The organism is Rhizobium sp. BK275 (assembly GCF_014193555.1).
Lineage (GTDB): Bacteria > Pseudomonadota > Alphaproteobacteria > Rhizobiales > Rhizobiaceae > Rhizobium.
On the sequence record NZ_JACHZL010000001.1, the window covers coordinates 584,933 to 608,630 of the forward strand.

A 23,698-nucleotide genomic window follows, 5' to 3' on the forward strand; every position below is an offset into this window, starting at 1 on the left:
TTTCGCGGCATTTGGAGCGCGGGATTTGCATGATGCGCGTTAGAGCGAACGCTATTTGACGGAGAATCGTTCGCGGCAGGGCAACTCGTAAATGTCCTGCCGCGTTGGCCCGTGCCGGCAGGCAGCATCCATGTCGGTTTATCCGAAGGCTCAATTCGTTCACCCAAATTTCCGCGTTCGCAGCCACAGAGACACGCGGGACGGCTGCTCACCGGTCGTGATCCAATCGCCAAACCAACTTCTCTCGCTCCAGGGTCAGGTCGCGAAGGCTGGGTTCAGGCATCCGCATCGCGACAGGTGGATTGGCAAGCTGCCGTACCTTTTGGGAGTTAGCTGAAATCGATGATCATATTTTGAGCAGCTCTTACTAAATTGGCGAATTCCCTGTGCTTTTTTGAGCATTCGGGATGTCCGCATCGTGGCCTTCCTCGCGATTTCAAACTGGCATGAAAGCTGCGTGTCAGCTTTGTATGCAAGATGGAAATACACAACAGCCGACGCAGATCAACATCGAGGCGTCCATTGTCTCCGGCATCTTGTCGGCGCGTATTCGTCCCGGCACACGGCTTGGTGAAAGCCAACTAGCCACACTATTCGATGTGTCTCGTACCCGCATCCGCGAAGCTATGATGAGGCTGGAAACACGCGGCATCGTTACGGTGTTTCCCCGGCGGGGTTGGTACGTCGTCGAACCCTCCGCCGAAGAGGCGATGAAGGTTTATTCGGCGCGGCGCGTTATCGAATTCGGTCTTTTACGCAATATGAGCCATCTGCCGGATGCCGGCCTCAAGATGTTATCCGATCACCTTGCCGAGGAGAGGCAAGCGATGGCCGAAGGCGATCGCCAGCGATTGACTGTGCTGATGGCCGACTTCCACATCCGCATTGCTGAAATCGCTGGCAATGAGATCATTGTAGAAACACTGCGTGACCTCACGGCACGCACAATCCTCATCTCGATGCTGTATCAGTCCGATTTTCACGCCAGCCAATCACACGACGGGCACTGCCGCATTTTCGCGGCCATGCAGGTGGGAGACTTCAGCGGTGCCGCCGAATATGCCGTCCAGCACCTCAACGAGGTGGAAACGGGTCTCGATCTGACACGTCGTCCCGATCCTTTGGCAGCCCTGCGCACGTCACTCTCACTTCCCCCATCGAACTGGAAAACCAAGAAGGAACAATAGCATGCTAACGAAACGTCTTTTTATTGTTACCGCAACATTGGCAGCCGGAATTTGCTTCGCCGCCCCGTCCTTTGCCGATGTTCTGAGCGACATCGCCGGTCGCGGGACGATCCGCGTTGCGGTCCCGCAGGATTTTCCGCCCTTCGGTAGCGTTGGCACGGATATGGCTCCGCAGGGATACGATATCGATGTCGCCAATCTGATCGGTGACAAGCTCGGTGTGAAAGTCGAGTTGGTGCCGGTCACCAGTGCCAACCGCGTTCCTTATCTGCAGACCAACAAGGTCGATCTGGTCATCTCGAGCCTTGGCAAGAACCCGGACCGTGAAAAGGTCATCGACTTCTCGACCGCCTATGCGCCTTTCTTCAACGGCGTCTTCGCTCCGGACTCGGTTGCCGTCGCCAAGGCGGAAGATTTGTCCGGCAAGACCATTGGAGTCACCCGTGGCGCCGTCGAGGACCTGGAATTGACTAAGGTAGCTCCGGCCGATGCGACCATCAAGCGCTACGAGGACAATAACGGAACGATCTCGGCCTTCCTCGCCGGTCAGGTAGAAGCCGTGGCGACGGGCAATGTCGTGGCCGCCGCCATTCTCGCCAAGAACCCGCCAAAGCGTCCAGAGCTGAAGTTCCTGATTAAGAACTCCCCCTGCTATATCGGCCTGAACAAGGAACAGCCAGCGTTGCTGGAAAAGGTCAACGCTATCATCGCTACTGCAAAGACCGATGGTTCGCTGAATGCCATCGCGCAGAAATGGCTGAAAACCGATCTTCCGAAAGATCTCTGACCAACCCGTCAATGCACGCGCCGGCCTCGTCTGATCCGGATCCGGCGCATGCTTTGTCCTCCCCGAAAGGAAATATCGGGTGAAATATACATTCGATTTTGGATGGCTTTTCGAATATTATCCGCAGATCATCAGGGGCATCGCCGTCACGCTGGAATTGATTGCGGTCGGCGGGGTTCTCGGTATCGCACTTGGCATATTCTGCGCTTGGGTGCGCGCGCTCGGCCCGAAATGGCTGCGGCCGCCTGTTGCCGCCTATGTGGAACTCATTCGTAATACGCCATTCCTCATACAATTGTTTTTTGTCTTTTTCGGCCTGCCGTCGCTCGGTCTGCAACTGTCGGAACTGAGCGCGGCCAACATCGCCATGGTCGTCAACCTCGGCGCCTATAGCTGCGAGATCATCCGCGCCGGTATTCAGGCGACGCCCAAAGGGCAATTCGAGGCGGGCGCCAGTCTGGCTATGAGCCGCTTCGAGACCTTCCGGCATGTAGTACTAGTGCCGTCGTTGCAGCGCATATGGCCAGCACTTTCCTCCCAAGTGGTGATCGTCATGCTCGGCTCGTCTGTGGTATCGCAGATTGCTGCTGAAGATTTGACATTTGCTGCCAACTTCATCCAGTCGCGCACGTTCCGCGCTTTCGAAGCCTATATGGTTTCTACCGCCATCTATCTTGTGCTCGCAATTTTTCTCCGGCAGGCACTCGGCGTTGTCGGCGGCTTCATCTTCCCGCGCAGGATTGCAACATGATCGAATTTACCACCTGGGATATCCTCAGAAATCTCCTGCTGGCGACTCGTTGGACCGTCCTGCTTTCCCTCGTCTCTTTCATCGGCGGTGGTATCGTCGGGCTGTTGCTGCTCTTCGCGCGAATTTCTCTGAAAAAGTGGCTCCGGACATTCGCGAAATACTATGTCGAACTGTTTCAGGGCACGCCGCTGTTGATGCAACTCTTCATCGCCTTCTTCGGACTTGGCCTGTTCGGTATCGATGTTCCAGCCTGGTTGGCGGCGGGCCTGACGCTGGTATTATGGACGGCGGCGTTCCTGACGGAGATCTGGCGCGGCTGTGTCGAGGCCGTTGCGAAAGGCCAGTGGGAGGCGTCCGCAAGTCTGGCGATGGGCCGCCTTCAGCAGATGCGTTACGTCATCCTGCCGCAAGCCATGCGAGTCGCCGTGCCGCCGACGGTCGGCTTCATCGTGCAGGTGATCAAGGGCACCGCGGTCACCTCCATCATCGGTTTCGTGGAACTGTCCAAGGCCGGAACGGTAGTCACCAACGCCACCTTCCAGCCCTTCGTGGTCTATGGCCTCGTCGCCCTCATCTATTTCGCCCTGTGCTGGCCTTTGTCGAAGAGCAGCCAGATTCTCGAAAGGAAGCTTAATGTCGCTCATCGAAATCACTGAAGTCCGCAAGAGCTACGGCGCGAACGAGGTTCTGAAAGGCATCAACCTCGATGTCGAACCCGGTGAAGTCATTGCGATCATCGGCAAGAGCGGTTCCGGAAAATCGACGCTGCTTCGCTGCATCAACGGGCTGGAGACCATTTCGGCCGGTTCGATTTCGGTCGCCGGGGCGCAATTACTGGAGGACGAGGTTCATCTCAAGGCTCTGCGCCTGAAGGTTGGCATGATCTTCCAGCAGTTCAATCTCTTTCCGCATCAGACCGTGGGCGGCAATGTCGTGCTGTCGCAGATGGTGGTGAAAAAGACGCCGAAGCGCGAGGCGGAAACCATCGCCCGCAAGATGCTGGAGCGTGTCGGTCTGGCGCACAAGTTCGACGCCTATCCGGACGAATTGTCGGGCGGTCAGCAACAGCGGGTGGCGGTCGCGCGGGCACTTGCCATGCAGCCAATTGCCCTGCTGTGCGATGAAATCACGTCGGCACTCGATCCCGAGTTGGTGGCTGAGGTCTTATCGGTGGTCCGCGAACTCGCTTCCGAAGGCATGACCCTTTTGATGGTGACTCACGAAATGAAATTCGCCCGCGACGTCTGCTCGCGTGTCGTATTCATGCACGAGGGAAGGGTGCATGAAATCGGCCCGCCGGAAGAGGTGTTCGCCAATCCCCAAACCCAAGAGCTAAGGCAATTCCTCGGAGTGCATTGAAAATTTCGACATGTTCTAAAACATGTGGAGGCAGAATTTGTGAATAGGCTTCCGTCGTCAGCTCCGATTTTTGGAGGATCAGGCCCTACCTATTGGCATTCTTCTTTTCAGCGCTCGAGCCTTCTCAAATCCTGGAGGCTGCGGTTGGACCAGTGAACTCGATTGACTGCCAAACGACATAAGCCCCATTCTGCGAACGAGCATGAAGTGCGCGAACGTTTCAGTGTGCGACGCCTGGTTCCTCGTGTGCCCTCACGATGGCGTCCGCTTCCTTGCCGTATAGCTCCTCGAAGTGATCGAAGGTCTTGGAAAAATAACCAATGCCCTGAGTCGCAGAGCGCAGCGCCCGCGCCAGATCGTCAAGTGCGCCGCCCGGAATAAGTGCCCGGAAGATGTCCCATCCCTTAGCGGTTTCATCCCGGTCGAAGCCGAGAACCTGACCCTTGAGAGTGGAGACGATCTGGACGAGGCTGCCGGAATAGGTCGACGGAATGTGAATTTCAATGCGGAACACTGGTTGCATCAAAACGGCCGACGCTTCCGAAAGCGCCTGTCGCACTCCCATTTTCGACGCAGTCCTGAAGGCGTGTTCCGAACTGTCGACGGCATGGTGCTGACCATCGAACAGCGTTACGCCGACATCGATGACCTGGAACCCGAGCGGCCCTTTCTCCATCGCTTCGCGCGCGCCTGCTTCGACGGCAGGAATGTAGTTGCGCGGAACGACGCCACCCTTGACGGTTTCGCTGAAGGTGAAGCCCCGGCCACGCTCGTTGGGGCGAATGCTCAGCTTCACATCCGCGAATTGCCCGGCACCGCCGGTCTGTTTGCGATGCCGGTAGTGAACCTCTGACGGCTTGGCGATTGTCTCGCGGTAGATCGGGCTGGGCGTTCGATCGGTTACGTCGATGTGGAAGACGTCGGACAGGGTTCGGCAGAGATCGCGCAGATGTACCGGCCCCTGGGCGCGGACGAGCTGGGCGCCAGTGCCTTCCTCCTGCAAAACGACAAGACCGCGATCCGTTTCGGAAAGTTTTGCCAGCGTTTCGGAGAGCTTGTTTTCATCGCGTTCGCTGCCCGGGACGAGGATCCTTTCAAGCATCGGCGTAGGTGGCTCGGTCCATTCGGGTGGGGCGACCGTCGCGTCTGATGTCAACAGCGACGGGACGGGCAAGTGGTCGGACTTAACCGTTGCGAAGACATCCCCCGGTGCGGGCACGATCGCCGAGCTGGACCGTCCGTTTGCGGGATCCTGCACGGCGCCGAGGCTGGAACCGCCCAGTAATGCGCCTTGCCGCAGTCCCTCACCAAACGCACGCACCAGCACCGTCTTGCCGATATTTTGACGATGATAGGCATGGAAGCTCACGGCGGTCAGCTTATTTTCATCGACATTGCCCGCACGAGCCAGGCGCTGTCGAAGAACCCCTACCGGCGGCGCCTCGTGGCGCAGTGCCTTCATCAGCCTCATCATGCCGTTGCCATGGCTTGCGGCACCGATCAGGACCGGGATAATCCTGTTTTCCCTGAGAACCCGCGATGAAATGGCATAGAGCGCTTCGCTGGGCGGCTCGCGATCTTCGACTAGTTCCTCGAGAAGCCAGTCATCGAATTCGGACAGGTGTTCCAGGAGCTCGCTGCGCGCTTCGTGCTCGCGCTCGGCGGCGCTTTCGGGAATTGCGATCAGCGCCGAAGTCTGGCCTTCCCGATAGCGCCACGCCCGTTCCGAAATCAAATCGCAACTGCCTATGATCTTGTCTCCCTCGCGGATCGGGATCTGGCGAAGCAAAAGCGTGTGGTTGGCGTAGTCTTGAAGCGCGGCGATCACGTCCCTCAACCGCCCTCTCGGTTCGTCCATCCGGTTGACGAAGAGGATGCACGGTGTCCCCGAGGCTTCGACTATCCGCAGATAGGGCGCGGCGAGCACAGCCTCTTCGGGTGCCGATGAAACGCACAGGATGCAGGCGTCGCTGGCAAGAAGCGCGTGCTGTGCATGCGCCAACGCTTCGTTGGGTCCTGGCGCATCCAGCGCACACCACGCCTCGTTTCCAAAGGTGAATTCTGTGATGTTCAATCCATAAGGGGACCTGGATTTTCTCGGCGCCCCCTCCAGGGAGCCGAGCTTTTCCACGACTGTTGATTTTCCGGTCTGCGAGGGTCCAAGCACGGTAAAGCAGCGCATCGGCATTCCTCCAACTGCCTAAACACAATTTTCAGCCATCATAGGATGCCCTGAACCGCTGCAAGGCGCCAGAGGTGTTCAGTTTCACAACGTTTTGACCTGGAGGCGTAGGAGCTGTTCTCGAATTGCCGGCGGGGCTGACCGCAGGGGACGCATCCAAAACGATCCATCCAGAGACTCTTTCGCCCACTGGATCGTGATCCGTCTTCGCTGTACAGCGAGGAAGGTATTTTGGTTGTCGAGCCCATCCCTTTTAGGTGCAATTTATGACAAGAAAAGTTTATCTGGCCGGTCCCGAGGTCTTCCTTCCCAACGCCCGTGAAATCCTCGACCGGAAAGCCGCTCTTGCCCGTGAGGCGGGACTTCTCCCGCTTTCGCCCGGCGATCTGGAAATCCCGCACACGAACTCGAAGCGCGAGCGCGCCGCGGCGATAAACGCGGTGGACGAGAAGATGATGATCCAAGCTGACGCGATCATCGCCAATCTGACGCCCTTTCGTGGCATTGCCGCGGATACAGGGACGGCCTTCGAACTCGGCTTTATGTGCGCAAGCGGTAAGCCTGTATTCGCCTACACGAATGTGGCCCGCGATCACAGCGGACGAGTGAGCGATCTTTATGGCGGGGCCGTCGCGTATGATGCTGAAGGTCGACTGCGAGACCCGAACGGAATTGCAGTCGAGGATTTCGGCCTGGCCGACAATCTCATGCTGCATGCCGGAATTGAGCGGCGCGGTGGCGTCCTCATCATCGGAGACGCGGCGCCGGATGCGCTCTATACGGACCTTGCCGCGTTCAAGACGTGTCTTGCCGTCGCCGTTGAGAAGCTGCGCTAGGGAGGTAGCGCGCCCCTCACCCTCCCGGCCGTGCAACCGGCAACATAGTTGACGCTATAGACCGAGGGCATGGTTGACAGTCTTCGCTGTGTGTTCCGCTTCATGTCGTCCTGGCCAGGGCGACATGAAGCGGCGGAATTTCTTGAAGTGTCGATCGATCAGCCCGAGATCGACGTCGGCGAAGCGGACGCTGAATTCGCCAGCTTCGGTTTCGGCCAGGCCGACCAGTTAGGTATTGAGTTACGCCATTGAAATTCTTGCGAGCGGATTCTTACGATTAGGTACCAAACGACAAGTGGAGAGGCACTTGTCTTCGGTGCGAAGCTTGTTTTGAAACGAGATGAACTCGACGACATCGAACGCGCGCTTACCGCCTCTAAGAACAATGAGGAGGAAGGTCAGCGGGGGTGGCGCCGTCATTTTAGCGATCGGCTTGCATAGCGGCCCGTAAGAAGGAAGTGGGCAACAGGGCAGCGCTCGCGGATGCGAATGGGCTACACGCGCCGACGACCTATCCCGCAGTTCGAATTCGTTGACGATATCGGCATCGATGCACTCGAGGGTGCTGCGCCTTGTCGGTGCCGCTTGCGAGCAAGCGCACGCAAGGGAAGCTTACCCGCGGCCGGCAGGTAGAGCCTGCGGAAGTGTGTTCTCTCTTCGGCGCCAGCCGCGCCCTTGACTCCGCGTGCTCTTCGCGGCCGCCGGGCTGAGTCTCGCGAAATGTGCGGGAAGGCAACCAGGTTCGAAAGGGCTGGCCGAAGGCTGGGAAAGGTAATGCAAAAAAAGAAATAGAGGAGCTACGCGGCAGGGTGCCATGCTCGGCGGTGCTGGAAAAGGCCGGCTGTTCGGTGGATTTGAAAGAGAGCACGCCGCGGGCGGTCAGGTATCGGCGCGACAGCGAGATCATCATCGTCATTCACGAAGGTCAAGGCTGGTTCGACCCACTCTCCGATGCAAAGGCGATGTCTTCTCGCTGGTCGAGCATCTCGACGGGGTCGGCTTTTTGAGGGCCTGCGATCGCGTGGCGGCGCTTGTCGGCTACATCCAGTGAGCCGTCTGGACACGCTCAGTTCAGGAGGACGAAGCGGATCCCGATATTGCCGAGCGGTGGCGGCGCCGGCGCAGACCCTGGCCGGTTCGCGGACATGGCGCTACCTTGTGCAGGAGCGCTGCCTGCCGGCCAGCGTTCTGCGCCTGGCGATTTCGGTAGGATCTCCTGTGCGAAGGTCCGTACGCCAGCATGTGGGCGGCCCATTCCGACGAGGCCGGCGCGGTCGTCGGCTGTGAGGAGCGCGGACCGGACTGGCGGGGCTTTTCAAGTGGCGGCACGAAAGTGCTGTTCCGTCTGGGGCCTGCAGCCGCTTCGCGTCTCTGCGTCACCGAAGCGGCGATCGACGGCCTGAGCCTGGCCGCGATCGAGGACGCCAGAGCCGACAGCCTTTATCTCAGCACGAGCGGGGGCTGGTCGCCATCAACCGTCGAGGCGATCCCCGTACTCGTCTTGAGACAGGGACACTCTCTCATCGCCGCCACCGATAATGACGAGCAGGGCGAGGTCTATGCGGCACGTCTTGAAACGATCGCGGCGGAAGCGGCCTGCGGCTTTGAACGCTTACGCCCTGTGGCCCGCCGAGACCGACGGCGGCTACTCCTTCGTCTGGAACCGCCCGCGGAAGGCGGCCCGATCCGAGATCCGGAGGCCCCGCCACAAGGCAGGGTCCCCATTCACGCAAAATTGCATGAAAGGATGTGATCAATGGCAAAAGTTTTGAACGCTCGCGTCGTCGGCCGGCAGTCTGGGCCGGATCGCCGCTATTTTGGACGGCCGGATATCTTCGGCAATTCCTTTATCATCGGACGTGACGGCACACGGGCGGAGGTCATCGCGAAATACGCCTAATGGGCTCCAAGACAGCCACATCTCATGGCAGCGTTGCCGAACTTGTCGGAAAAGACCTTATCTGCTGCTGCTCGCCAGGGACCCGCCATGGAGACGTCTTGCTCGACATGGTGCGGCAATACGTTTGCGACGAACCCAGCGACATGAAACCCGCACGGGATCGGGCCTGCCTCGAGCATTTTACGGATGTAGCGCTAGAATTACAGCATTTGCGACTTTGCTGTAAATGCTGTATATCACGAAACAACCCTAATCCCAAGGAGATCGCCATGCCCCGTTCCGGTGGTTCCTATTCCACAAGTGACCTGTCCCGCAAGTCCGGCGACATCATTGCTGAGGCGCTTCGCCATCCAGTCACGATTACCCAGCGCAACAAGCCGCGCCTCGTGCTGCTCAATATCGAGGACTATGAACGGCTGATGAAACAGTCCAATCGTCGGGCGACGGGCACCATCGAGACTATGTCCGACGAGCTGTTCGCGGAGTTCCAGAACGCCGTCGAGACCTATGCCGGCGAAGATGAGACGTGATGAGCTACGACCTGATCCAGACCGCAAGCGTGATCCGTTATCCGTACCTGTGGGCGCGTGAGGCCGGACGCGGCGAGACGGAAGGGCGTAAGGAGCGGCCGGTCGCCGTCGGCGTACGTATGGTGCAGCGCTGACGGTGTGACCGGGACTGCCGAGGTCCGCGCAAGGAGATCACCTAATCGTGGCCTGTGCCTGCAATTGCCAATGCTGGACGAAAGCATAGGCGAACATTCTCATTCCAGATAACGTCGGCCCTGCGCCAGTGCCATTTCGCAGGACCGAAAGACCGTTCAAAAACGGTGTATCCGCAGGCCGAACAGCTTTTCGGAGACCACGACCACGACGACCGTCATCACGATAGACAATGTCGACACCGCCGCTGCCTCAGGGGTGAAGTTCGTTCTGAGATAATCGTAGATCTGGATCGGAAGCGTAGCCGTTCCGACATTCTTCAACATGAACGATATAGTGAAGAGGTCGAACGAGATGATGAATGCGAACAGGCAGCCGCCGATGACGCCGGGCTTGATCAACGGCAGCATGATGCGTCTGAAGCGCGTGAATGGTCCGGCACCAAGACTGCGGGCGGCAAGGCTCCACGACGGTTCATAGGCTTCCATCGCCGCAGACACGTTGATGAAGACGAAGGGCAGCGTCATGAGCACATGCCCAATCAGCATGCCAGCCATCGTCGTCGTGCCGATGCCGATCGCATAGACAAAGAACAGAAGCGAGATCGCTGTCAGAACTTCCGGCAAAAGCAGCGGCAACAGCATCACAAGCCGGACACTCTCCTTCCATCGCCCCGCATGCTGCACGTAGAACATTGCCGCCATCGTTCCGATGATACCGGAAATCAGGGTCGAGACGGCCGCGACCCAAAGCGACGTTCGGATGGCACGCCAGAAGACATCGTTATGGAAGAAGACGACATACCACCGAAATGAGAGGCCCTGCGGCGGAAAAGTCAGAAATGCCCCCGCGTTGAAGGAGGCACCGACGACCACGAGAATGGGCAGCAGCAGAAAGCCGTAGATGATGAGGCAATAGCCATTCAACATATGCTTGGACATCAGCTCATCTTCCATTTCATGCGGGTGATCCGCGCGAAAATCACGACGATCACCGCTCCGGTGAGGGAAAGCATTAGCGCCATGGCGGAGCCGAACGGCCACTGGAATGTGTCGATCAGCGCGTCAACGACGCTGACTGCCATCGTCTTCACCCTCAGGCCACCGATCAGGGCGGGGGTCACGTAGGCGCTCAATGAAAGCACGAACACCAGAATGCAGCCTGCCTGGATACCCGGCATGGCCAGCGGCAGGATTACGCGCCTGAAGACTGTCAGCTTTCCAGCGCCAAGCGAGCGTGCGGCCGACGTCAACGACGGGTCGATCCCCTGCAGCGCGCTCATCAACGGCAGGATCATGAAGGGCAGGAAGACGTGGACGAGCGCAATGACGATGCCGAGGGCGTTGTACATCAGCCCGATCGGGCGATCGATCAGACCCAAATTCATCAGCGTCTTGTTGATGATGCCGTTATTCCCAAGAAGGATCGTCCACCCATAACTGCGGATGACAATGCCGACGAGAAGCGGCGACAGCACCAGCCCATAGGCAAGGCCGCGAAACCGCATCTTCTCGCGCGACAGCTGCCAGGCAACCGGAAAACCGAGAATGAGGCAAACAAGGGTCGTGACCAGACCGATCAAGAGCGTGTTCGTCACCTGCTGCAAGTAGAACGTATCGGTCGCCAGCCTCAGGTAATTGCCGACCGTAAATCCGGGCGCATAGGGCGAGCCGTTGGCCGGGTTGCGCAGGCTCATCACCACAATATTGAGATAAGGCAGAACAAGAAACAGCCCGAGAAGCAATGCCGAGGGCGCGATGAGGAGAAGCGGATAGGCGGATCTGGCGCGGTGTATCATGCGATCGTTCCCGGCACCCAGAAACGCTCGCTGTCGACCGTCACCATCACGCGATCACCCGGCTGGAAGCGGCTTCGCGGAAAGGTCTGGACGCTCAGCGTTTCGCCGCTTTCGAGCACCAGCCTATAGTCGATCAGACTGCCGGAATAATAGCTCTGCGAAACCGTTGCGATAATACCCGCGCCCTCATCCCCCGCGGCCGCAAGTTCGATGGCCTCCGGCCGCAGCAATACGGGGATGGAGCCGTCGCTTGACGGCAGGGTACCTTTGACCTTCGCCGTTCCAAGCACGGTTTCGACGACTGACGTCCCGTCATCGTTCCCGCCCTTCAGGCGGCCGGGCAACGTATTCACCTGCCCGACGAACTGCGCGACTTCCAGGCTTGCCGGGCGATCATAAACATCAGACGGGGCGCCATACTGCGCAATCTGCCCGCCGAACATCACGACGATCCTGTCCGACATCGTCATTGCTTCGGCCTGATCGTGGGTCACATAGACCGTGGTAATGCCCACGCGCTTCTGCAGGTCGCGTATGAAGACACGCATTTCGTCACGAAGCTTGGCATCGAGATTGGCAAGCGGCTCATCAAGCAACAGGATACGCGGTTCGATGACCAGCGCGCGGGCAAGTGCCACGCGCTGCTGCTGCCCGCCGGACAATTGGCGCGGATAGCGGTCGGCATATCCGGATAGCTGCACCATATCCAGAACCCTGGCGGTGCGGATCGCGATTTCTGGCCGCGAAATCCTGCGCATTTCCAGCCCGAAGGCGAGGTTCTGCGCCACGGTCATATGTGGGAAGAGCGCATAGTTCTGGAACACCATGCCGATATCACGCTTTTCCGCCGGCACACGCGAGACATCCTGCCCGTCGAAACGGATGGCGCCGGATGTGACGTCCTCGAAACCGGCAATCATCTTCAGCGTCGTCGTCTTGCCGCATCCCGATGGCCCGAGCAGCGAGATGAACTCGCCCTGCCCTATCTTGACGGAAATGCCGTTGACGGCGCGCGAGGCGCCATAGTGCTTGGTCAGCCCTTCGATGCTCACCTCGGTCATGATCGATCTTCCAGATTGTCTGTGCGGCGTACCCGCAAATCTCACTGCGTCAGGGGAGAATGCCGGACCGCCCCAACAAGGCGATCCGGTTGTTGCCGCCTTATAGCGAAGGCAGAGATCATTTCATGATCTTGGCCCAGGTCTCGGCAAAGCCTGCCTGCTTCTCGTTCATGAAGTCCCAATCCCAGGTGAGGATCTTCTCCATCACTTCGCCGGAAATCGGCACGTCCTTCTTCAGATCGTCAGGGACGACAACCTTGGCATTGGTTGGGGAGACGAAGAACTGCTTCATCAGCGGCAACTGGCCTTCAGGTGACAGAAGGAAGTTGGCATACTGGTAGGCCAGATCCTTCTCGGGGCCGTTTGCAAGAATGTTGAGGGTCTGATCGAACATCAAAAGCCCCTCTTCCGGCACGATGACGTCAATCGGAAGGCCCTGGCTGCGCAGACGCGCCACCTCGCCGAAATCGAAGGGAGCGACGACGAATTCGCCGGATGCGATGCCGGTGGAAAGGTTGAAATCGGCCTGGATAACTGGGCCAAGCTTTTCCAGCGCCTTGAAACCGGCATCTATATCATACTGATCCTTGCCGAAGATCTTGGATGCCAGCATCAGTTCCATCTTGCCGGCCGTATTGGCAAAATTGTAGAGGCCGATACGCCCCTTGAACTCCGGGTTGTCCCAAAGATCCTTCCAGCCTTTCGGCGGCGTCTGGACCATGTCCGTGCGATAGGCGAGGCCGATCGGCGATACCATGGCCACGGCACCCCAGCCGTCGGTCTTCTTGGCAAGCGGATAGAGGTCGGCATAGTTTGGCAATTTCGCCAGATCGAGCTTTTCGAAGAAGCCTTCCTTGCGCAGGCTCGATGCGAATGCCTCATTGGTCATCAGGATCGAATATGGCGGATTCTGCGGCCCTGCCGCCCGCAGGTTGGCGCTCCAGACACGCCCGTTGCCTGCATCCAGCATCACCCGCGCGCCGCTTTTTTCAGTGAAGGCCGGAGCCAGCGTCTGGCGCCAGAACTGCTCCCATGCGCCGCCGAGCGTCGGCACGACAAGTGTCTTGGATTGCGCCCATGCCGGCAGGCCAACCATGGCCGCCGCTGTACCACCCATTCCGGCAAGAACCTGCCGCCTGTTCATGTTCATCATTGACGTTCCCTCAAACTGGTTCTGACTTGGTCATGCATTGCGGGCAGGCGGTATTCCGCTTCTTGCCGTCAGGTTTTGCCGAAGGCCTGGCTGGTCTTCAGTGAAATGTAGTCGCCGTAGGTGATCGGCTCGTATTTGGCGGCGCCCTTTGCTGCAAAAGGCGCGAGGCATTCAATCACGGTATCCCTGGACGGATTGAGGAAGAACGGGATGGACTGGCGACGCGTCGTCCCCTTGAAAGCACCAGGCGGATTGGCGACCCTATGCGGCGTAGACAGCCATTCATCGTTGGACCAGCGCATGAAGGCATCGCCGATATTGATGACGTAGGCGCCTTCGACATTCGGCGCATCCAGCCAGTCACCCGCCCGGTTTTTCACCTGCAGTCCGCCCGGAGAGGCTTCCGAACGCAGGATGGTCATGAAGCCGTAATCGGTGTGAGCGCCGGCGCGGAGTTGCCCCGGAAGCGGGCTCTCCTTCTGCTCCGGATAATTGATCACCCGTAGCGCCGAGAGATGGTTTACAAACGCCGGCTCGAAATAGTCCGGAGCGAGGCCTATCGCCTCGCAGAATGCCCGGCGTAAATGGCCTGCAAGCTTTTCCATCTCTTTGAAATAGTCGGCAAAGGCCTGTTCCAGCCCTTCCGGCCTGGTTGGCCACAGATCGCCGGGCAGGCGCGGGCCAAAGTTCAGGCTTTCCTTATAATCGCCCGGGGTCTTGATGCCGAGCGTCGCTGCAAGCGCCTCGTCGGCGATCGGCGAGAAGGCGACACCACCCTCTATCGAGGTGCCCCTTCCCTGCCCGATCTTCCACTCCTGCGGCTCATCGAAGAAATCGCGAGCGAGGTTATAGAGACGGGTTGTCACTTCGGCGCTGACGCCGTGCCCCGTAACGAGGAAGAAACCGGTTCGGCGGCAGGCATCCTCGATGGCGGTGACGACCTTCCGGCCCGCTTCCACGCCTGCGATGAATGGTGCGACATCGATGACGGGTATGCTGTCCTGCACCTCATCCGGTGCTGTGATCGTCTGCATCCTGGAGCCTCCTTCCTTGATCGGCGGTGGCGGTAGCACTGAATGAGTGCCGCCGGGCGATATCGTAAAACGGGGTCAGTCGAGCCCCTTGAACGGGGCATCGCGGAACTCGAGATATTCCTTCAGCGACATCTTCTGCAGATTGCGCATCCACGCCTGCCCGTCGCGACTGACATGCAGTGCGGCGATGGCGTGGACGTTGAAATCGAAGGATGTCATCAGTCCAGCGGCCACCTGCTGGTTGTTGATGGAGGACTTGGCGAACTTGATTGCAGGCACGGGCATGCGGGCCAGCTTGCGTGCCAGGTTCTCGGTCCTTTTCCTCAATTGATCGGCGGGCACGATCTTGTTGATGAGGTGCATGCGCAAGGCTTCCTCGGCATCGACCACATCGCCTGTATACATCAGCCAGCGCACGTCACGGGTGGCCAATAGCCAGGGCATGAACAGTGCCGGCGGGCCGGAATTGTGCCGCACCTCCGGCTCGCCGAACTTCGCATTGTCGCTGGCAATGGCCAGATCGCAGGCCATCATCAGCTCAAGCGCACCCGCAAGCGCATAACCGTTCACGGAAGCGATGACCGGGATCGGTGCCTTCCAGATGTTGAGGAGCGCCTGGGCGTTCTCCGACATGTCCGCATGCCAGTCCTCGATATCGACATCATAGTCGGCGCCCTGAAGATCATAGCCGGACGAGAATGCGCGGCCCGCCCCCGTGATGATGAGCGCGTTGACCTCCTTGTCGGCGACAGCCATGGCGACGGCGCAGTCGATTTCGCGCACCGTCGTCTTGTTCATCGCATTGAGCTTTTCCGGACGATTGATGGTGATCGTCGCGAATTTATCCTGGCTGTCCTTCTCGTAAAGGATCGTCTCGAAGGTCTCGGAAGTGCTCATATGCTTTTCCTCTTATCCGCGTCCCGATCCGGCATCGCTGTTCGTTTCTCGTCATTGGCCGGCGCTGCAAGCAAGGCCGCCATCTTGTTTTCGAAGCGCCCGATCGACGCCATCTTGACGGGGCCGAACCCCTTGATCTCTTCCGGCAGCCGGGCAAGCGCGACGGCATGGCCGTGCGTTTCGACGGAAAGCTGTCTCGTGAGATCCTCGATCATCGCCTGATAGTCGGCGATCAGGCGCCGCTCCATCCGGCGCTCTTCGGTATAGCCGAAGGGATCGAGCGCCGTGCCGCGCAGGAAGCGCAGCTTTTCCAGAAGCGCGAAGGCCGGGCCGATCATTTTCTGGGGGATGGCGATCTTCGCCGGGTTTCCGGTGCGTTTGTCGATCCGCCGTGACAGGATTGGTGGCGCCAGATGATGCTTGATGCTGAAGTCGCCTTCGAACTGCGCTTCGATCGCAGCCTTGAAGCTCCGGTCGCGGTGCAGACGCGCCACCTCGTATTCGTCCTTGTAGGCCATCAGCCTGAAGGCGTTTTTGGCGACGGCCATTGCAAACTCCTCGCCGGCCATGAGCCTGTTTTCGACCTGCCGCGCAGCATCGACCAGTGCCCGGTACCGGCGCGCATAGGTGGCGCTCTGATACGCGGCGAGAAAAGCCTCACGGCTCTCGACGATCGTGTCGAGTGTCTCGACGGGCTTGACCTCGGTCAGATCAGCTCCGGCGGCGCTGGCGACGATATCGGGGGAGACCGCCGAGCGACGGCCCCAGCCGAAGGCGGCACGGTTCATCGCAACGCCGGTTCCATTGAGGGCAATCGCCTGATCGATGGAGGCAAGGCTGATCGGCACCAGGCCGCGCTGCCATGCATGACCAAGCAGGAACATGTTGGCTGCAATCGCATCGCCCATCAGCGCCGCGCCAAGCTTGGTCGCCGAGACGAGGTGAACAGCATCCTCGCCGGCGGCACGGCGCAGCGTTTTCAGCGTCGCTTCCTGCTGGAAATCGATCGCCGTGTTCTGGACGAAAGACGCCGTCGGCGCGAAGTGATTGTCGAGAACGGCGCGCGTGCGGCCAGCTCCAAAGGTCGACAGCGCATTGCGACCGGCCGACACCACGATGTCGAAGCCGAGCACCACATCGCTTTCGCCAACGCCGATCCGGACCGACGACAAAGCACCAGCCATCCGCGCCACGCGAAGATGCGAAATGACAGCCCCGTTCTTCTGCGCAAGCCCCGTCTGGTCCAGCGTCTGCACAAAAAGGCCATCGAGATGCGCCGCCATGGAGAGAACAGCGCTGACGGTAATCACCCCCGTCCCGCCGATACCGGCCAACAGCATGTTATATGGCTGCGCTCCGATATCCGTCAGAACAGGTAGCGGCATATCATCGAATATCGCTTGCTGAGCTTTCGCAGCCGGCTTTCTGATCTTTCCGCCCTCAACCGTCACGAAGCTCGGACAGAAGCCCTTGATGCAGGAAAGGTCGGTATTGCAACTCGATTGGTTGATCTTGCGCTTACGGCCAAACTCCGTTTCCTGCGGCTCGATCGAGATGCAGTTGGAAACGGCCGAGCAATCGCCGCATCCTTCGCAGACCAGTTCGTTGATGAAGGCTCGCTTGTCCGCGACCGCCAGCGCCCCGCGCTTGCGACGCCGGCGCTTCTCTGCCGCACAGACCTGATCGTAGACCAGCACCGTCACCCCGTTGATCTCGCGCAGTTCACGCTGCACCTGATCGAGTTCGTCGCGATGGTTGACCGTGACATTGCGTGGCAAGCGGCCCTGCCAGACCTCCGGCCACTCGGCGACGACGGCCACTCTTGCAGCCCCTTCGGCCAGCATCTGGCCGACGATACCGGGAACAGAGACCTCACCGTCGTGCTTTTGACCGCCGGTCATGGCGACGGCATCGTTATAGAGGATCTTGTAAGTGGCGTTGACCTTCGCGGCGATCGCTGCTCGGATCGCAAGCAGGCCCGAATGAAAATAGGTGCCGTCGCCCATATTGACGAAGATATGCTTTTCATCGGTGAACTGAGAAAGCCCGATCCATGCACCGCCCTCACCCCCCATCTGGGTAAAGGTCGAGGTGTTCCGATCTTCAAGCCCGATGACCATCATGTGGCATCCGATACCGGTCGACGCACGGCTTCCTTCGGGCAGTCTGGTCGAGACACTGTGCGGACAGCCGGAGCAGAAATACGGATCGCGCCTGAGTGCCGGACTTTCCGTCACGCTGGCTGCAACAATTGCCTCCATCTCCCGCGACCGGCTATCGAGATCATCGGCCTGCGGCCCGAGCACGGCAAGGATGGCCCTCCCGACGGCCACCGCATCGATCTCGCCGACGGCGGACAGAAGCGGCGTGCCCGCCGGCCCGAGTTTGCCGAACACTCTCGGCCTGTCATCGGATGGCATGTTGAAGAGCAGAGCTTTGATCTGGTCTTCCATGATCGGACGCTTTTCTTCGATGACCAGCAGCGTCTCGACGTCGGCGGCAAACCGTGCGATCCCCTCCGGCTCGATTGGCCAGACAAGGCCCACCTTGTAGAGCCGGATGCCAAGCTCGCCTGCACGTCGCTCGTCTACGCCGAGGCGCGAAAGCGCGCCCATCAGATCGAGCCAGGACTTGCCGGTCGAGACGATGCCGAGACGCGCCTTGGTGTGCTGCCCCTGCCAGATGCTGCGGTCGAACCCGTTGTGACGGGCAAATCTATGGACGGCAGAAAGCTTGTCTTCCAGCCGGCGCTCCATCGCATGCGGCCCGTCAGGCCAGCGAAGCGACAGATTGCCTTGCGCATCCGGATAGACGATCGCAGGATGAGCCGGATCGAGATCGACGGTTGCCGTGCATTCGACAATCTCCGTCTGGCACTTGAAGCCGATCCACGCACCCGAATAGCGGCTAAGCGCAAATCCGAGCAAACCGTGGTCGATATATTCGGCGACGCCGGCAGGCGACAGCAAAGGCACCATGGCCGATATCAGATTGTGCTCGCTCTGATGCGGCAAGGTCGATGAGACGGCTCCATGATCGTCGCCTGCGAGCAGCAGCACGCCACCATTCGGGTTGGTGCCGACGGCATTGGCATGCCGGATCACATCCATGGTGCGATCGACGCCCGGCCCCTTGCCGTACCACATCGAGAAGACACCGTCATAGCGGACGCCGGAGAACATCGCCGTTTGCTGCGTTCCCCATATAGCGGTCGCCGCCATGTCCTCGTTGAGGCCGGGCTGAAAGCGGATATGGTTCTGGTCGAGATAGGTCTTGGCGCGCGCCATCTCGCGGTCGAAGCTTGCGAGCGGCGAACCGCGATAACCGGAGACGTAACCGGCAGTGTTGAGGCCCCTTGCCAGATCGCGCTGTCGCTGGATCATCGGAAGACGCACCAGCGCCTGTGTGCCCGACACGAGGATTTTTCCATGATCGACCGTATAGCGGTCATCAAGGCTCGGGCCTTTTTCAGTGGGCAATGCGCGGACCATATCGGACAGGTTCTGCATCTACGCACGCTCCGGCACGCCCGGCGACGGCATGTCGAAAACCCGGCCGGGATTGAGAATATTGTTGGGATCGAAGGCGGCCTTCAGGCGGCGCATGGCATTCATCTCGGCGGCACTTCGCCCGAGAGGCAGCCACTTCTTCTTCTCAAGGCCAATTCCGTGCTCGGCAGAAATCGCGCCATCGGCACGGATCACGGCAGAAAGAGTTATGTCGGTGATCCGCTCAGGATGATGAGTGCGGACAAGAAAATGCAAATTGCCATCGCCGAGATGGCCGAAAATATAGATCTCGGCATTCGGATCGGCGGCCGCGATCTCGTCGCTGGCAGCATCAAGGAAGGCCTGTACATTGGACAAGGGCAGGCTGACATCGAAACCGGAGACGTGGTCCATCGAGAAGATGAATTCACTGGCAGTCTCGCGAAGTTTCCAGATTGCGTGATACTCGCGCAGCGACCCCGAAACAGCCACGTCCGTCACGATTCCGCTTTCGTAGCAAGCCATAAGCGCTTCGGAAAAACGCTCCTGATCGCCGGCCTCGTCCTGCCCCTGCATCTCCACAAGGGCGTACATCCCGGCACCTGCCGCAACAGGTGGCCGAGCACCGGTCAGCGACAGAACCCCGTCATAAACATTCGGAAAGATCACTTCGAAGGCCGACAGCGACGGGCCGAGTGCAGAGCGCAAATGCTTCAGAAGGGCAATAGCGGCACTTAACGACGGCAATCCGCAAAAGGCATTCGCTTGCGACCGCGGCTCAGGATGCAGCCGCAAACAGGCCCGCGTGACCACGCCAAGCACACCTTCGCTTCCGACGAAGAGCTGGTTGAGATCGAAGCCCGAATTGTCCTTGGGCAATCCCTTCAAGCTCGTCAGCACGGAGCCATCCGCCAGCACAACCTCGAGCCCCAGAACCTGGGACCGATACATGCCATAGCGCAGGACACGAATACCGCCCGCATTAGTGGCAATATTACCGCCAACCGTGGACGTGCCGCGCGCGCCGATATCGACGCCGAAAAACAGCCCGCAGCCTGCCGCAGCCTCCTGTACGGACTGAAGCGTAACACCGGCCTCTGCGATGATGGTGGCGGCATTCTCATCCACCGGCGACAGGTTCACCATTCGCTCAAGCGAAAGCGACACTTCGCCGACATGAGGCCTCGCCCCGCCCGCAAGGCCCGTCCTGCCGCCTTGGACGACGACGGGCTGACCCAGACGATTGCATTCTTCAAGGATAGCGGACACTTCCGCCGTATCGGCGGGCCGGAAAACGATTATCGGGCGCTCACCGCGCTCATCGGTTGCGTCACCACGATAGCCGTCGCCGACGTCGTCGCCAGCGAGAACGGCCTTACTACCGATCCTCCCGTTCAGACGGCGCAGCAATTCTGCATGCCCGCCGACAGGCGCACAGGCATCTCGGGCGATCTCCGCCCGACCAGTCGATCCGCCCAATTTCGTTCCCCTTGGTTATCTGGATCCAGGGCAGGTTATCGTCTATCCGATATTTGTCAAACCTATATTCAATTTTCAGTAGCGTTTTCGAAGCGGCCATGGCATCTATGAAATCGAGATAAGGACGACAATCGATGACGTTGAAATTTGATGAGGTCGTGAGGGCTGGCATCGCCAAGCAGGTTGCGGAGAACATAAAGTCCGCGATCATGGATGGCCGCCTGAAGATCGACGAGCGGCTTCCCACGGAAGAGGATCTCGCGAGAAGCTTCGGCATATCGCGGCCGACCGTGCGCGAGGCGCTGAAACGTCTGGCAGCGCAAAACCTCATCCATTCAAGGCGCGGCCCGCTCGGCGGGAACTTCGTCAAACGGCCGGATCCGGAAGGGCTTTCCAACGCGATCACCGCAGCAGCAACCCTGCTTGTCGGCATCGGCGCCTTCGATATCGACGAGATCATTACGGCCCGCCTTGAGACGGAGACGATCTGTTGCAAGCTCGCCTGCGAAAATCACGGCGCTGCCGATCTGGAGCGAATGGCGGCGGAGATCGAGATCCAGCGCGACGAGGCGATCAGTGACGAGGACTTCTGCGCATCCGACGTGCGCTTTCATCGCGCGCTGGTGGATTCCACCTGCAATGGTCCGCTGAAGCTGATGATGTACACAGTGATCGAGTCCTTCATCCCCATCACCAACATGATCGTGTTCCGGGTTCGCGAGCGCCGCAAGGTCGCTGGCTTTCACCGGCAGATCATGGAGGCCGTCGCCAAGCGCGACACCGAGACGGCGACAAGGGCATTGGCGGACCTGCTGGCCTACATTCGCAACAGCTACGCAACTGCGATGGACGCACGCGACAGGATGAAGGCCCCGCCGCAGACCTGACAAGGCGAACGGTCGATTTCAAGTGTAAGAAGGGGGACGCATGTCCGATACATTCCAGGCAATGGTCATCGACATGGCCGATGGCAAGCCGCAGGCTGGCTTCAGCCAGCTTTCACTCTCCGATCTGCCGGATCATGATGTTCTCGTCGAGGTTCACTATTCGACCGTCAATTACAAGGATGGTCTGGCCCTAACCGGCAAAGGACGGATAGCCCGGCGTACTCCCATGGTCGGAGGTATCGACCTTGCCGGAATCGTGGTTGAATCCCGATCGGACAAATGGGCGCCCGGCGACAAGGTCATCGTCAACGGCTGGGGTCTGTCTGAAACAGAATGGGGCGGATATTCGCGATTTCAGCGCCTGAAAGCGGAATGGCTGATCGCGCTGCCCGAAACCTTCAGCCTTTCGCAGGCAATGGCAATTGGAACGGCCGGCTACACGGCGGCGCTTTGTGTCAATGCACTTGAGGATTGGGGCACGATCGCCAACGATGATCGCGAAATTCTCGTGACCGGTGCGGCGGGCGGTGTCGGCTCGGTCGCGATCAGTCTGCTTGCGGACAAAGGTTACAAAGTAACCGCATCGACCGGCCGCCCGGAAACGCGGGACTATCTCGGATCGCTCGGCGCGAGCGATTTCGTTGACCGGGCATCGCTTTCAGAAAAGGGCGGCCCTCTACAAAAGGAGCGCTGGGCCGGCGTGGTTGATTCCGTCGGCTCCACGACGCTCGCAAACGCACTTTCACAGACCGTCTACGGCGGAGCGGTTGCTGCCTGCGGCCTCGCGGCAGGCGCAGACCTGCCGGCAACGGTTCTCCCGCATATCCTGCGCGGCGTGGCACTGCTTGGCATTGATTCCGTTATGGCACCGATACCAAAACGGATCCGTGCATGGCAGACCCTGGCCCAACACCTGAAAACAGAAAGGATCGGGACATTGGCGAGGATCGAGCCCTTCTCCGAGCTTCCGAGCCTCGCTCAGGATATCGTGGAGGGCAAAATCAGGGGGCGTGTCGTGGTGGAAATCGCACCGTAAGGCTGCTCCACCGCCGATGACCACCGCTTCGCCGCCCGCTCGCTACGGCGCTGTTGAGGGCGCGCTCGCGAGCGGCTTCGCTACCGCCGACCTACACCACCCGGCGGGACACGATCATGTCTCAGTGTGTGATCGATCAGGCGCCGTGCGATGTTCATTGATTTCACGGCTGGACAACACAGGCAACTCGGAAGCAGCACATCTTCGATCGTATCTCGGCCGCATTTTGTAACGGGCGCTGATCGCGCGTCTTCCTGTCAGCTTTGTCCATGCTGCCATCAATAATTCATGCTGGTAGTTCTTTGGAACCGCTGCGCTCGCGCTACCCATTTATCCCCGTCTCCGGCCACTGCTCTCGCAGCGGCGATGCTTGTCCTTTACGATCCTCACCCATATGCGAAACCCACGGGCCGTGGCCATTTGAACGTGGATACGACCTCCACACGATCTCGACCGGCGCGAAGTTAGTGGATGCTCACAGGTCGTCTTCGCCAGACCGAATGCTGGCTGATGACGAATGTTGTCCATTAGGCGTACCGACAAGAGGTTTTTGATGCGACGGATAGTCATTCACGCGGTAGCACTTGCTTGCGCAGCTTTCATTGGAAAGCAAGCCGCACATGCAGGTTCTTATGCGGCCGCTGAAATCAACATGTGGGCGGGTCCCAGTACTCGTTATCCCTTCATTGGCAGTTTGCCGGAAGGGACGTCCCTGCATGTGTTTGGTTGCACAAAAAGGTTCAGGTGGTGCGACGTGGAAGGGGGTGGACGTCGGGGATGGGTGTCGGCGGCCTACATTGATGTCGCGTACGATACGCGGCGCGTCCGCGTGCCCATGTACGTGCGTGACGTGGACGCGCCGATGGTGCCGACAATTTCTTTCAATATCAGTACCTAGTCACTATTCGAGTTGTGACTTCTACGAAGACGTCGACACTTGGGACGATCTCGATTGGGAAACCGACGCGCCGCCGCCAGGCTGGGAACCTGATTGAGACGAGTAAAACTCCAACCGGATTAATTTCGCACCTGCTTAAGGTGCCGTTATCAGTGAGGGCAAGCCGTGTACGGGCGACACTCCATGCTCACCTGCGTCGTCTTCGCTGCCCTCACGCTCTTGTCAGGGCGACGGTCGCTTCGGATGTCAACCAGCATTTGCAAACGATAGTCCAGCAATCGTCAATCCCTTAACGTCCGCCGA

The 23,698-nt window shown here is 59.4% G+C and carries 22 protein-coding genes and 1 pseudogene; 14 read left to right on the forward strand and 9 right to left on the reverse strand.

Annotated features, from left to right (window positions below; genetic code table 11):
• Positions 1-470: 470 nt before the first annotated feature.
• The 5 genes from FHT82_RS02640 (at position 471) to FHT82_RS02660 (ending at position 4,084) form a co-directional block, all read left to right on the forward strand.
• Positions 471-1,187 carry a GntR family transcriptional regulator gene (locus FHT82_RS02640; RefSeq protein WP_183726055.1) on the forward strand — a complete coding sequence of 239 codons (717 nt, stop codon included), beginning with the start codon at positions 471-473 and terminating at the stop codon, positions 1,185-1,187.
• Position 1,188: 1 nt separating this feature from the next.
• Entirely contained in the window at positions 1,189-1,974 is a 786-nt protein-coding gene (locus FHT82_RS02645) for a transporter substrate-binding domain-containing protein (protein WP_183726057.1), read from the forward strand.
• 79 nt (positions 1,975-2,053) lie between these two features.
• Entirely contained in the window at positions 2,054-2,725 is a 672-nt protein-coding gene (locus FHT82_RS02650) for an amino acid ABC transporter permease (RefSeq protein ID WP_183726059.1), read from the forward strand.
• The gene (locus FHT82_RS02655) at positions 2,722-3,381 is read left to right on the forward strand and encodes an amino acid ABC transporter permease (RefSeq protein WP_183726060.1); all 660 of its coding nucleotides are present in this window, start codon (positions 2,722-2,724) and stop codon (positions 3,379-3,381) included. Before FHT82_RS02650 ends, FHT82_RS02655 begins: the two co-directional genes overlap by 4 nt.
• The gene (locus FHT82_RS02660; protein ID WP_183726062.1) at positions 3,359-4,084 is read left to right on the forward strand and encodes an amino acid ABC transporter ATP-binding protein; all 726 of its coding nucleotides are present in this window, start codon (positions 3,359-3,361) and stop codon (positions 4,082-4,084) included. Before FHT82_RS02655 ends, FHT82_RS02660 begins: the two co-directional genes overlap by 23 nt.
• 220 nt (positions 4,085-4,304) lie before the next feature.
• Here the strand turns inward: FHT82_RS02660 and FHT82_RS02665 are convergent, their stop codons facing one another.
• Complete coding sequence (locus FHT82_RS02665) at positions 4,305-6,266, reverse strand: elongation factor G (RefSeq protein WP_183727235.1); 1,962 nt, start codon at positions 6,264-6,266, stop codon at positions 4,305-4,307.
• A gap of 266 nt (positions 6,267-6,532) precedes the next feature.
• Between FHT82_RS02665 and FHT82_RS02670 the strand changes: the two genes are divergently transcribed.
• The 6 genes and pseudogenes from FHT82_RS02670 to FHT82_RS30500 all read left to right on the forward strand — a co-directional run bounded on the left by FHT82_RS02670 (position 6,533) and on the right by FHT82_RS30500 (position 9,666).
• Positions 6,533-7,102, forward strand: a complete 570-nt coding sequence (locus FHT82_RS02670; RefSeq protein WP_183726064.1) for a nucleoside 2-deoxyribosyltransferase — start codon at positions 6,533-6,535, stop codon at positions 7,100-7,102.
• A gap of 69 nt (positions 7,103-7,171) precedes the next feature.
• Positions 7,172-7,354, forward strand: a complete 183-nt coding sequence (locus tag FHT82_RS02675; protein WP_183726065.1) for a hypothetical protein — start codon at positions 7,172-7,174, stop codon at positions 7,352-7,354.
• 470 nt (positions 7,355-7,824) lie between these two features.
• Positions 7,825-8,855: pseudogene (locus FHT82_RS02680) on the forward strand (DUF3991 and TOPRIM domain-containing protein).
• A gap of 3 nt (positions 8,856-8,858) precedes the next feature.
• Positions 8,859-9,002, forward strand: a complete 144-nt coding sequence (locus tag FHT82_RS02685) for a DUF4326 domain-containing protein (RefSeq protein WP_183726067.1) — start codon at positions 8,859-8,861, stop codon at positions 9,000-9,002.
• A 269-nt stretch (positions 9,003-9,271) separates the two neighbouring features.
• Positions 9,272-9,532, forward strand: a complete 261-nt coding sequence (locus FHT82_RS02690; protein ID WP_183726069.1) for a type II toxin-antitoxin system prevent-host-death family antitoxin — start codon at positions 9,272-9,274, stop codon at positions 9,530-9,532.
• Complete coding sequence (locus FHT82_RS30500) at positions 9,532-9,666, forward strand: hypothetical protein (RefSeq protein ID WP_281412271.1); 135 nt, start codon at positions 9,532-9,534, stop codon at positions 9,664-9,666. The genes FHT82_RS02690 and FHT82_RS30500 overlap by 1 nt, the downstream gene beginning before the upstream one ends.
• A 156-nt stretch (positions 9,667-9,822) precedes the next feature.
• Here the strand turns inward: FHT82_RS30500 and FHT82_RS02695 are convergent, their stop codons facing one another.
• The 8 genes from FHT82_RS02695 to FHT82_RS02730 all read right to left on the reverse strand — a co-directional run bounded on the left by FHT82_RS02695 (position 9,823) and on the right by FHT82_RS02730 (position 20,505).
• Positions 9,823-10,605, reverse strand: a complete 783-nt coding sequence (locus FHT82_RS02695; protein ID WP_183726071.1) for an ABC transporter permease — start codon at positions 10,603-10,605, stop codon at positions 9,823-9,825.
• Entirely contained in the window at positions 10,605-11,462 is an 858-nt protein-coding gene (locus FHT82_RS02700; RefSeq protein WP_183726073.1) for an ABC transporter permease, read from the reverse strand. Before FHT82_RS02700 ends, FHT82_RS02695 begins: the two co-directional genes overlap by 1 nt.
• A complete protein-coding gene (locus FHT82_RS02705; RefSeq protein ID WP_183726075.1) occupies positions 11,459-12,523 on the reverse strand; it encodes an ABC transporter ATP-binding protein in 1,065 nt (354 codons plus the stop codon). Before FHT82_RS02705 ends, FHT82_RS02700 begins: the two co-directional genes overlap by 4 nt.
• Positions 12,524-12,641: 118 nt before the next feature.
• Positions 12,642-13,676: an ABC transporter substrate-binding protein gene (locus FHT82_RS02710; RefSeq protein ID WP_183726077.1), complete on the reverse strand. Its 1,035-nt coding sequence runs from the start codon at positions 13,674-13,676 to the stop codon at positions 12,642-12,644.
• 68 nt (positions 13,677-13,744) lie between these two features.
• Positions 13,745-14,710, reverse strand: coding sequence for a 2-oxoglutarate and iron-dependent oxygenase domain-containing protein (locus tag FHT82_RS02715; protein ID WP_183726079.1), 966 nt, complete (start codon positions 14,708-14,710; stop codon positions 13,745-13,747).
• A gap of 75 nt (positions 14,711-14,785) precedes the next feature.
• Positions 14,786-15,607 (reverse strand): enoyl-CoA hydratase/isomerase family protein, encoded by an 822-nt coding sequence (locus FHT82_RS02720; protein WP_183726081.1) that lies wholly within the window; start codon positions 15,605-15,607, stop codon positions 14,786-14,788.
• Complete coding sequence (locus tag FHT82_RS02725; RefSeq protein ID WP_246698033.1) at positions 15,604-19,116, reverse strand: indolepyruvate ferredoxin oxidoreductase family protein; 3,513 nt, start codon at positions 19,114-19,116, stop codon at positions 15,604-15,606. Before FHT82_RS02725 ends, FHT82_RS02720 begins: the two co-directional genes overlap by 4 nt.
• A complete protein-coding gene (locus FHT82_RS02730; protein WP_246698074.1) occupies positions 19,117-20,505 on the reverse strand; it encodes an FAD-binding oxidoreductase in 1,389 nt (462 codons plus the stop codon).
• 203 nt (positions 20,506-20,708) lie between these two features.
• Here FHT82_RS02730 and FHT82_RS02735 point away from each other — a divergent pair, with 203 nt between their 5' ends.
• The 3 genes from FHT82_RS02735 to FHT82_RS30235 all read left to right on the forward strand — a co-directional run bounded on the left by FHT82_RS02735 (position 20,709) and on the right by FHT82_RS30235 (position 23,395).
• Positions 20,709-21,461 (forward strand): FadR/GntR family transcriptional regulator, encoded by a 753-nt coding sequence (locus FHT82_RS02735; protein WP_183726083.1) that lies wholly within the window; start codon positions 20,709-20,711, stop codon positions 21,459-21,461.
• A 40-nt stretch (positions 21,462-21,501) separates the two neighbouring features.
• A complete protein-coding gene (locus tag FHT82_RS02740) occupies positions 21,502-22,497 on the forward strand; it encodes an MDR family oxidoreductase (RefSeq protein WP_183726085.1) in 996 nt (331 codons plus the stop codon).
• A gap of 652 nt (positions 22,498-23,149) precedes the next feature.
• On the forward strand, positions 23,150-23,395 hold the full coding sequence (locus FHT82_RS30235) for an SH3 domain-containing protein (RefSeq protein WP_246698075.1): 246 nt from the start codon (positions 23,150-23,152) through the stop codon (positions 23,393-23,395).
• The last annotated feature ends 303 nt before the right edge of the window (positions 23,396-23,698 follow it).

What these genes read in the sequence shown, in the direction of transcription:
- FHT82_RS02640 (WP_183726055.1), top strand. Translation starts at nt 471, where the DNA reads ATGCAAGATGGAAATACACAACAGCCGACGCAGATCAACATCGAGGCG.
- FHT82_RS02645 (WP_183726057.1), top strand. Translation starts at nt 1,189, where the DNA reads ATGCTAACGAAACGTCTTTTTATTGTTACCGCAACATTGGCAGCCGGA.
- FHT82_RS02655 (WP_183726060.1), top strand. Translation starts at nt 2,722, where the DNA reads ATGATCGAATTTACCACCTGGGATATCCTCAGAAATCTCCTGCTGGCG.
- FHT82_RS02660 (WP_183726062.1), top strand. Translation starts at nt 3,359, where the DNA reads ATGTCGCTCATCGAAATCACTGAAGTCCGCAAGAGCTACGGCGCGAAC.
- FHT82_RS02665 (WP_183727235.1), bottom strand. Translation starts at nt 6,266, where the DNA reads ATGCGCTGCTTTACCGTGCTTGGACCCTCGCAGACCGGAAAATCAACA.
- FHT82_RS02670 (WP_183726064.1), top strand. Translation starts at nt 6,533, where the DNA reads ATGACAAGAAAAGTTTATCTGGCCGGTCCCGAGGTCTTCCTTCCCAAC.
- FHT82_RS02675 (WP_183726065.1), top strand. Translation starts at nt 7,172, where the DNA reads ATGGTTGACAGTCTTCGCTGTGTGTTCCGCTTCATGTCGTCCTGGCCA.
- FHT82_RS02685 (WP_183726067.1), top strand. Translation starts at nt 8,859, where the DNA reads ATGGCAAAAGTTTTGAACGCTCGCGTCGTCGGCCGGCAGTCTGGGCCG.
- FHT82_RS02690 (WP_183726069.1), top strand. Translation starts at nt 9,272, where the DNA reads ATGCCCCGTTCCGGTGGTTCCTATTCCACAAGTGACCTGTCCCGCAAG.
- FHT82_RS30500 (WP_281412271.1), top strand. Translation starts at nt 9,532, where the DNA reads ATGAGCTACGACCTGATCCAGACCGCAAGCGTGATCCGTTATCCGTAC.
- FHT82_RS02695 (WP_183726071.1), bottom strand. Translation starts at nt 10,605, where the DNA reads ATGTCCAAGCATATGTTGAATGGCTATTGCCTCATCATCTACGGCTTT.
- FHT82_RS02700 (WP_183726073.1), bottom strand. Translation starts at nt 11,462, where the DNA reads ATGATACACCGCGCCAGATCCGCCTATCCGCTTCTCCTCATCGCGCCC.
- FHT82_RS02705 (WP_183726075.1), bottom strand. Translation starts at nt 12,523, where the DNA reads ATGACCGAGGTGAGCATCGAAGGGCTGACCAAGCACTATGGCGCCTCG.
- FHT82_RS02710 (WP_183726077.1), bottom strand. Translation starts at nt 13,676, where the DNA reads ATGATGAACATGAACAGGCGGCAGGTTCTTGCCGGAATGGGTGGTACA.
- FHT82_RS02715 (WP_183726079.1), bottom strand. Translation starts at nt 14,710, where the DNA reads ATGCAGACGATCACAGCACCGGATGAGGTGCAGGACAGCATACCCGTC.
- FHT82_RS02720 (WP_183726081.1), bottom strand. Translation starts at nt 15,607, where the DNA reads ATGAGCACTTCCGAGACCTTCGAGACGATCCTTTACGAGAAGGACAGC.
- FHT82_RS02725 (WP_246698033.1), bottom strand. Translation starts at nt 19,116, where the DNA reads ATGCAGAACCTGTCCGATATGGTCCGCGCATTGCCCACTGAAAAAGGC.
- FHT82_RS02735 (WP_183726083.1), top strand. Translation starts at nt 20,709, where the DNA reads ATGACGTTGAAATTTGATGAGGTCGTGAGGGCTGGCATCGCCAAGCAG.
- FHT82_RS02740 (WP_183726085.1), top strand. Translation starts at nt 21,502, where the DNA reads ATGTCCGATACATTCCAGGCAATGGTCATCGACATGGCCGATGGCAAG.
- FHT82_RS30235 (WP_246698075.1), top strand. Translation starts at nt 23,150, where the DNA reads ATGTGGGCGGGTCCCAGTACTCGTTATCCCTTCATTGGCAGTTTGCCG.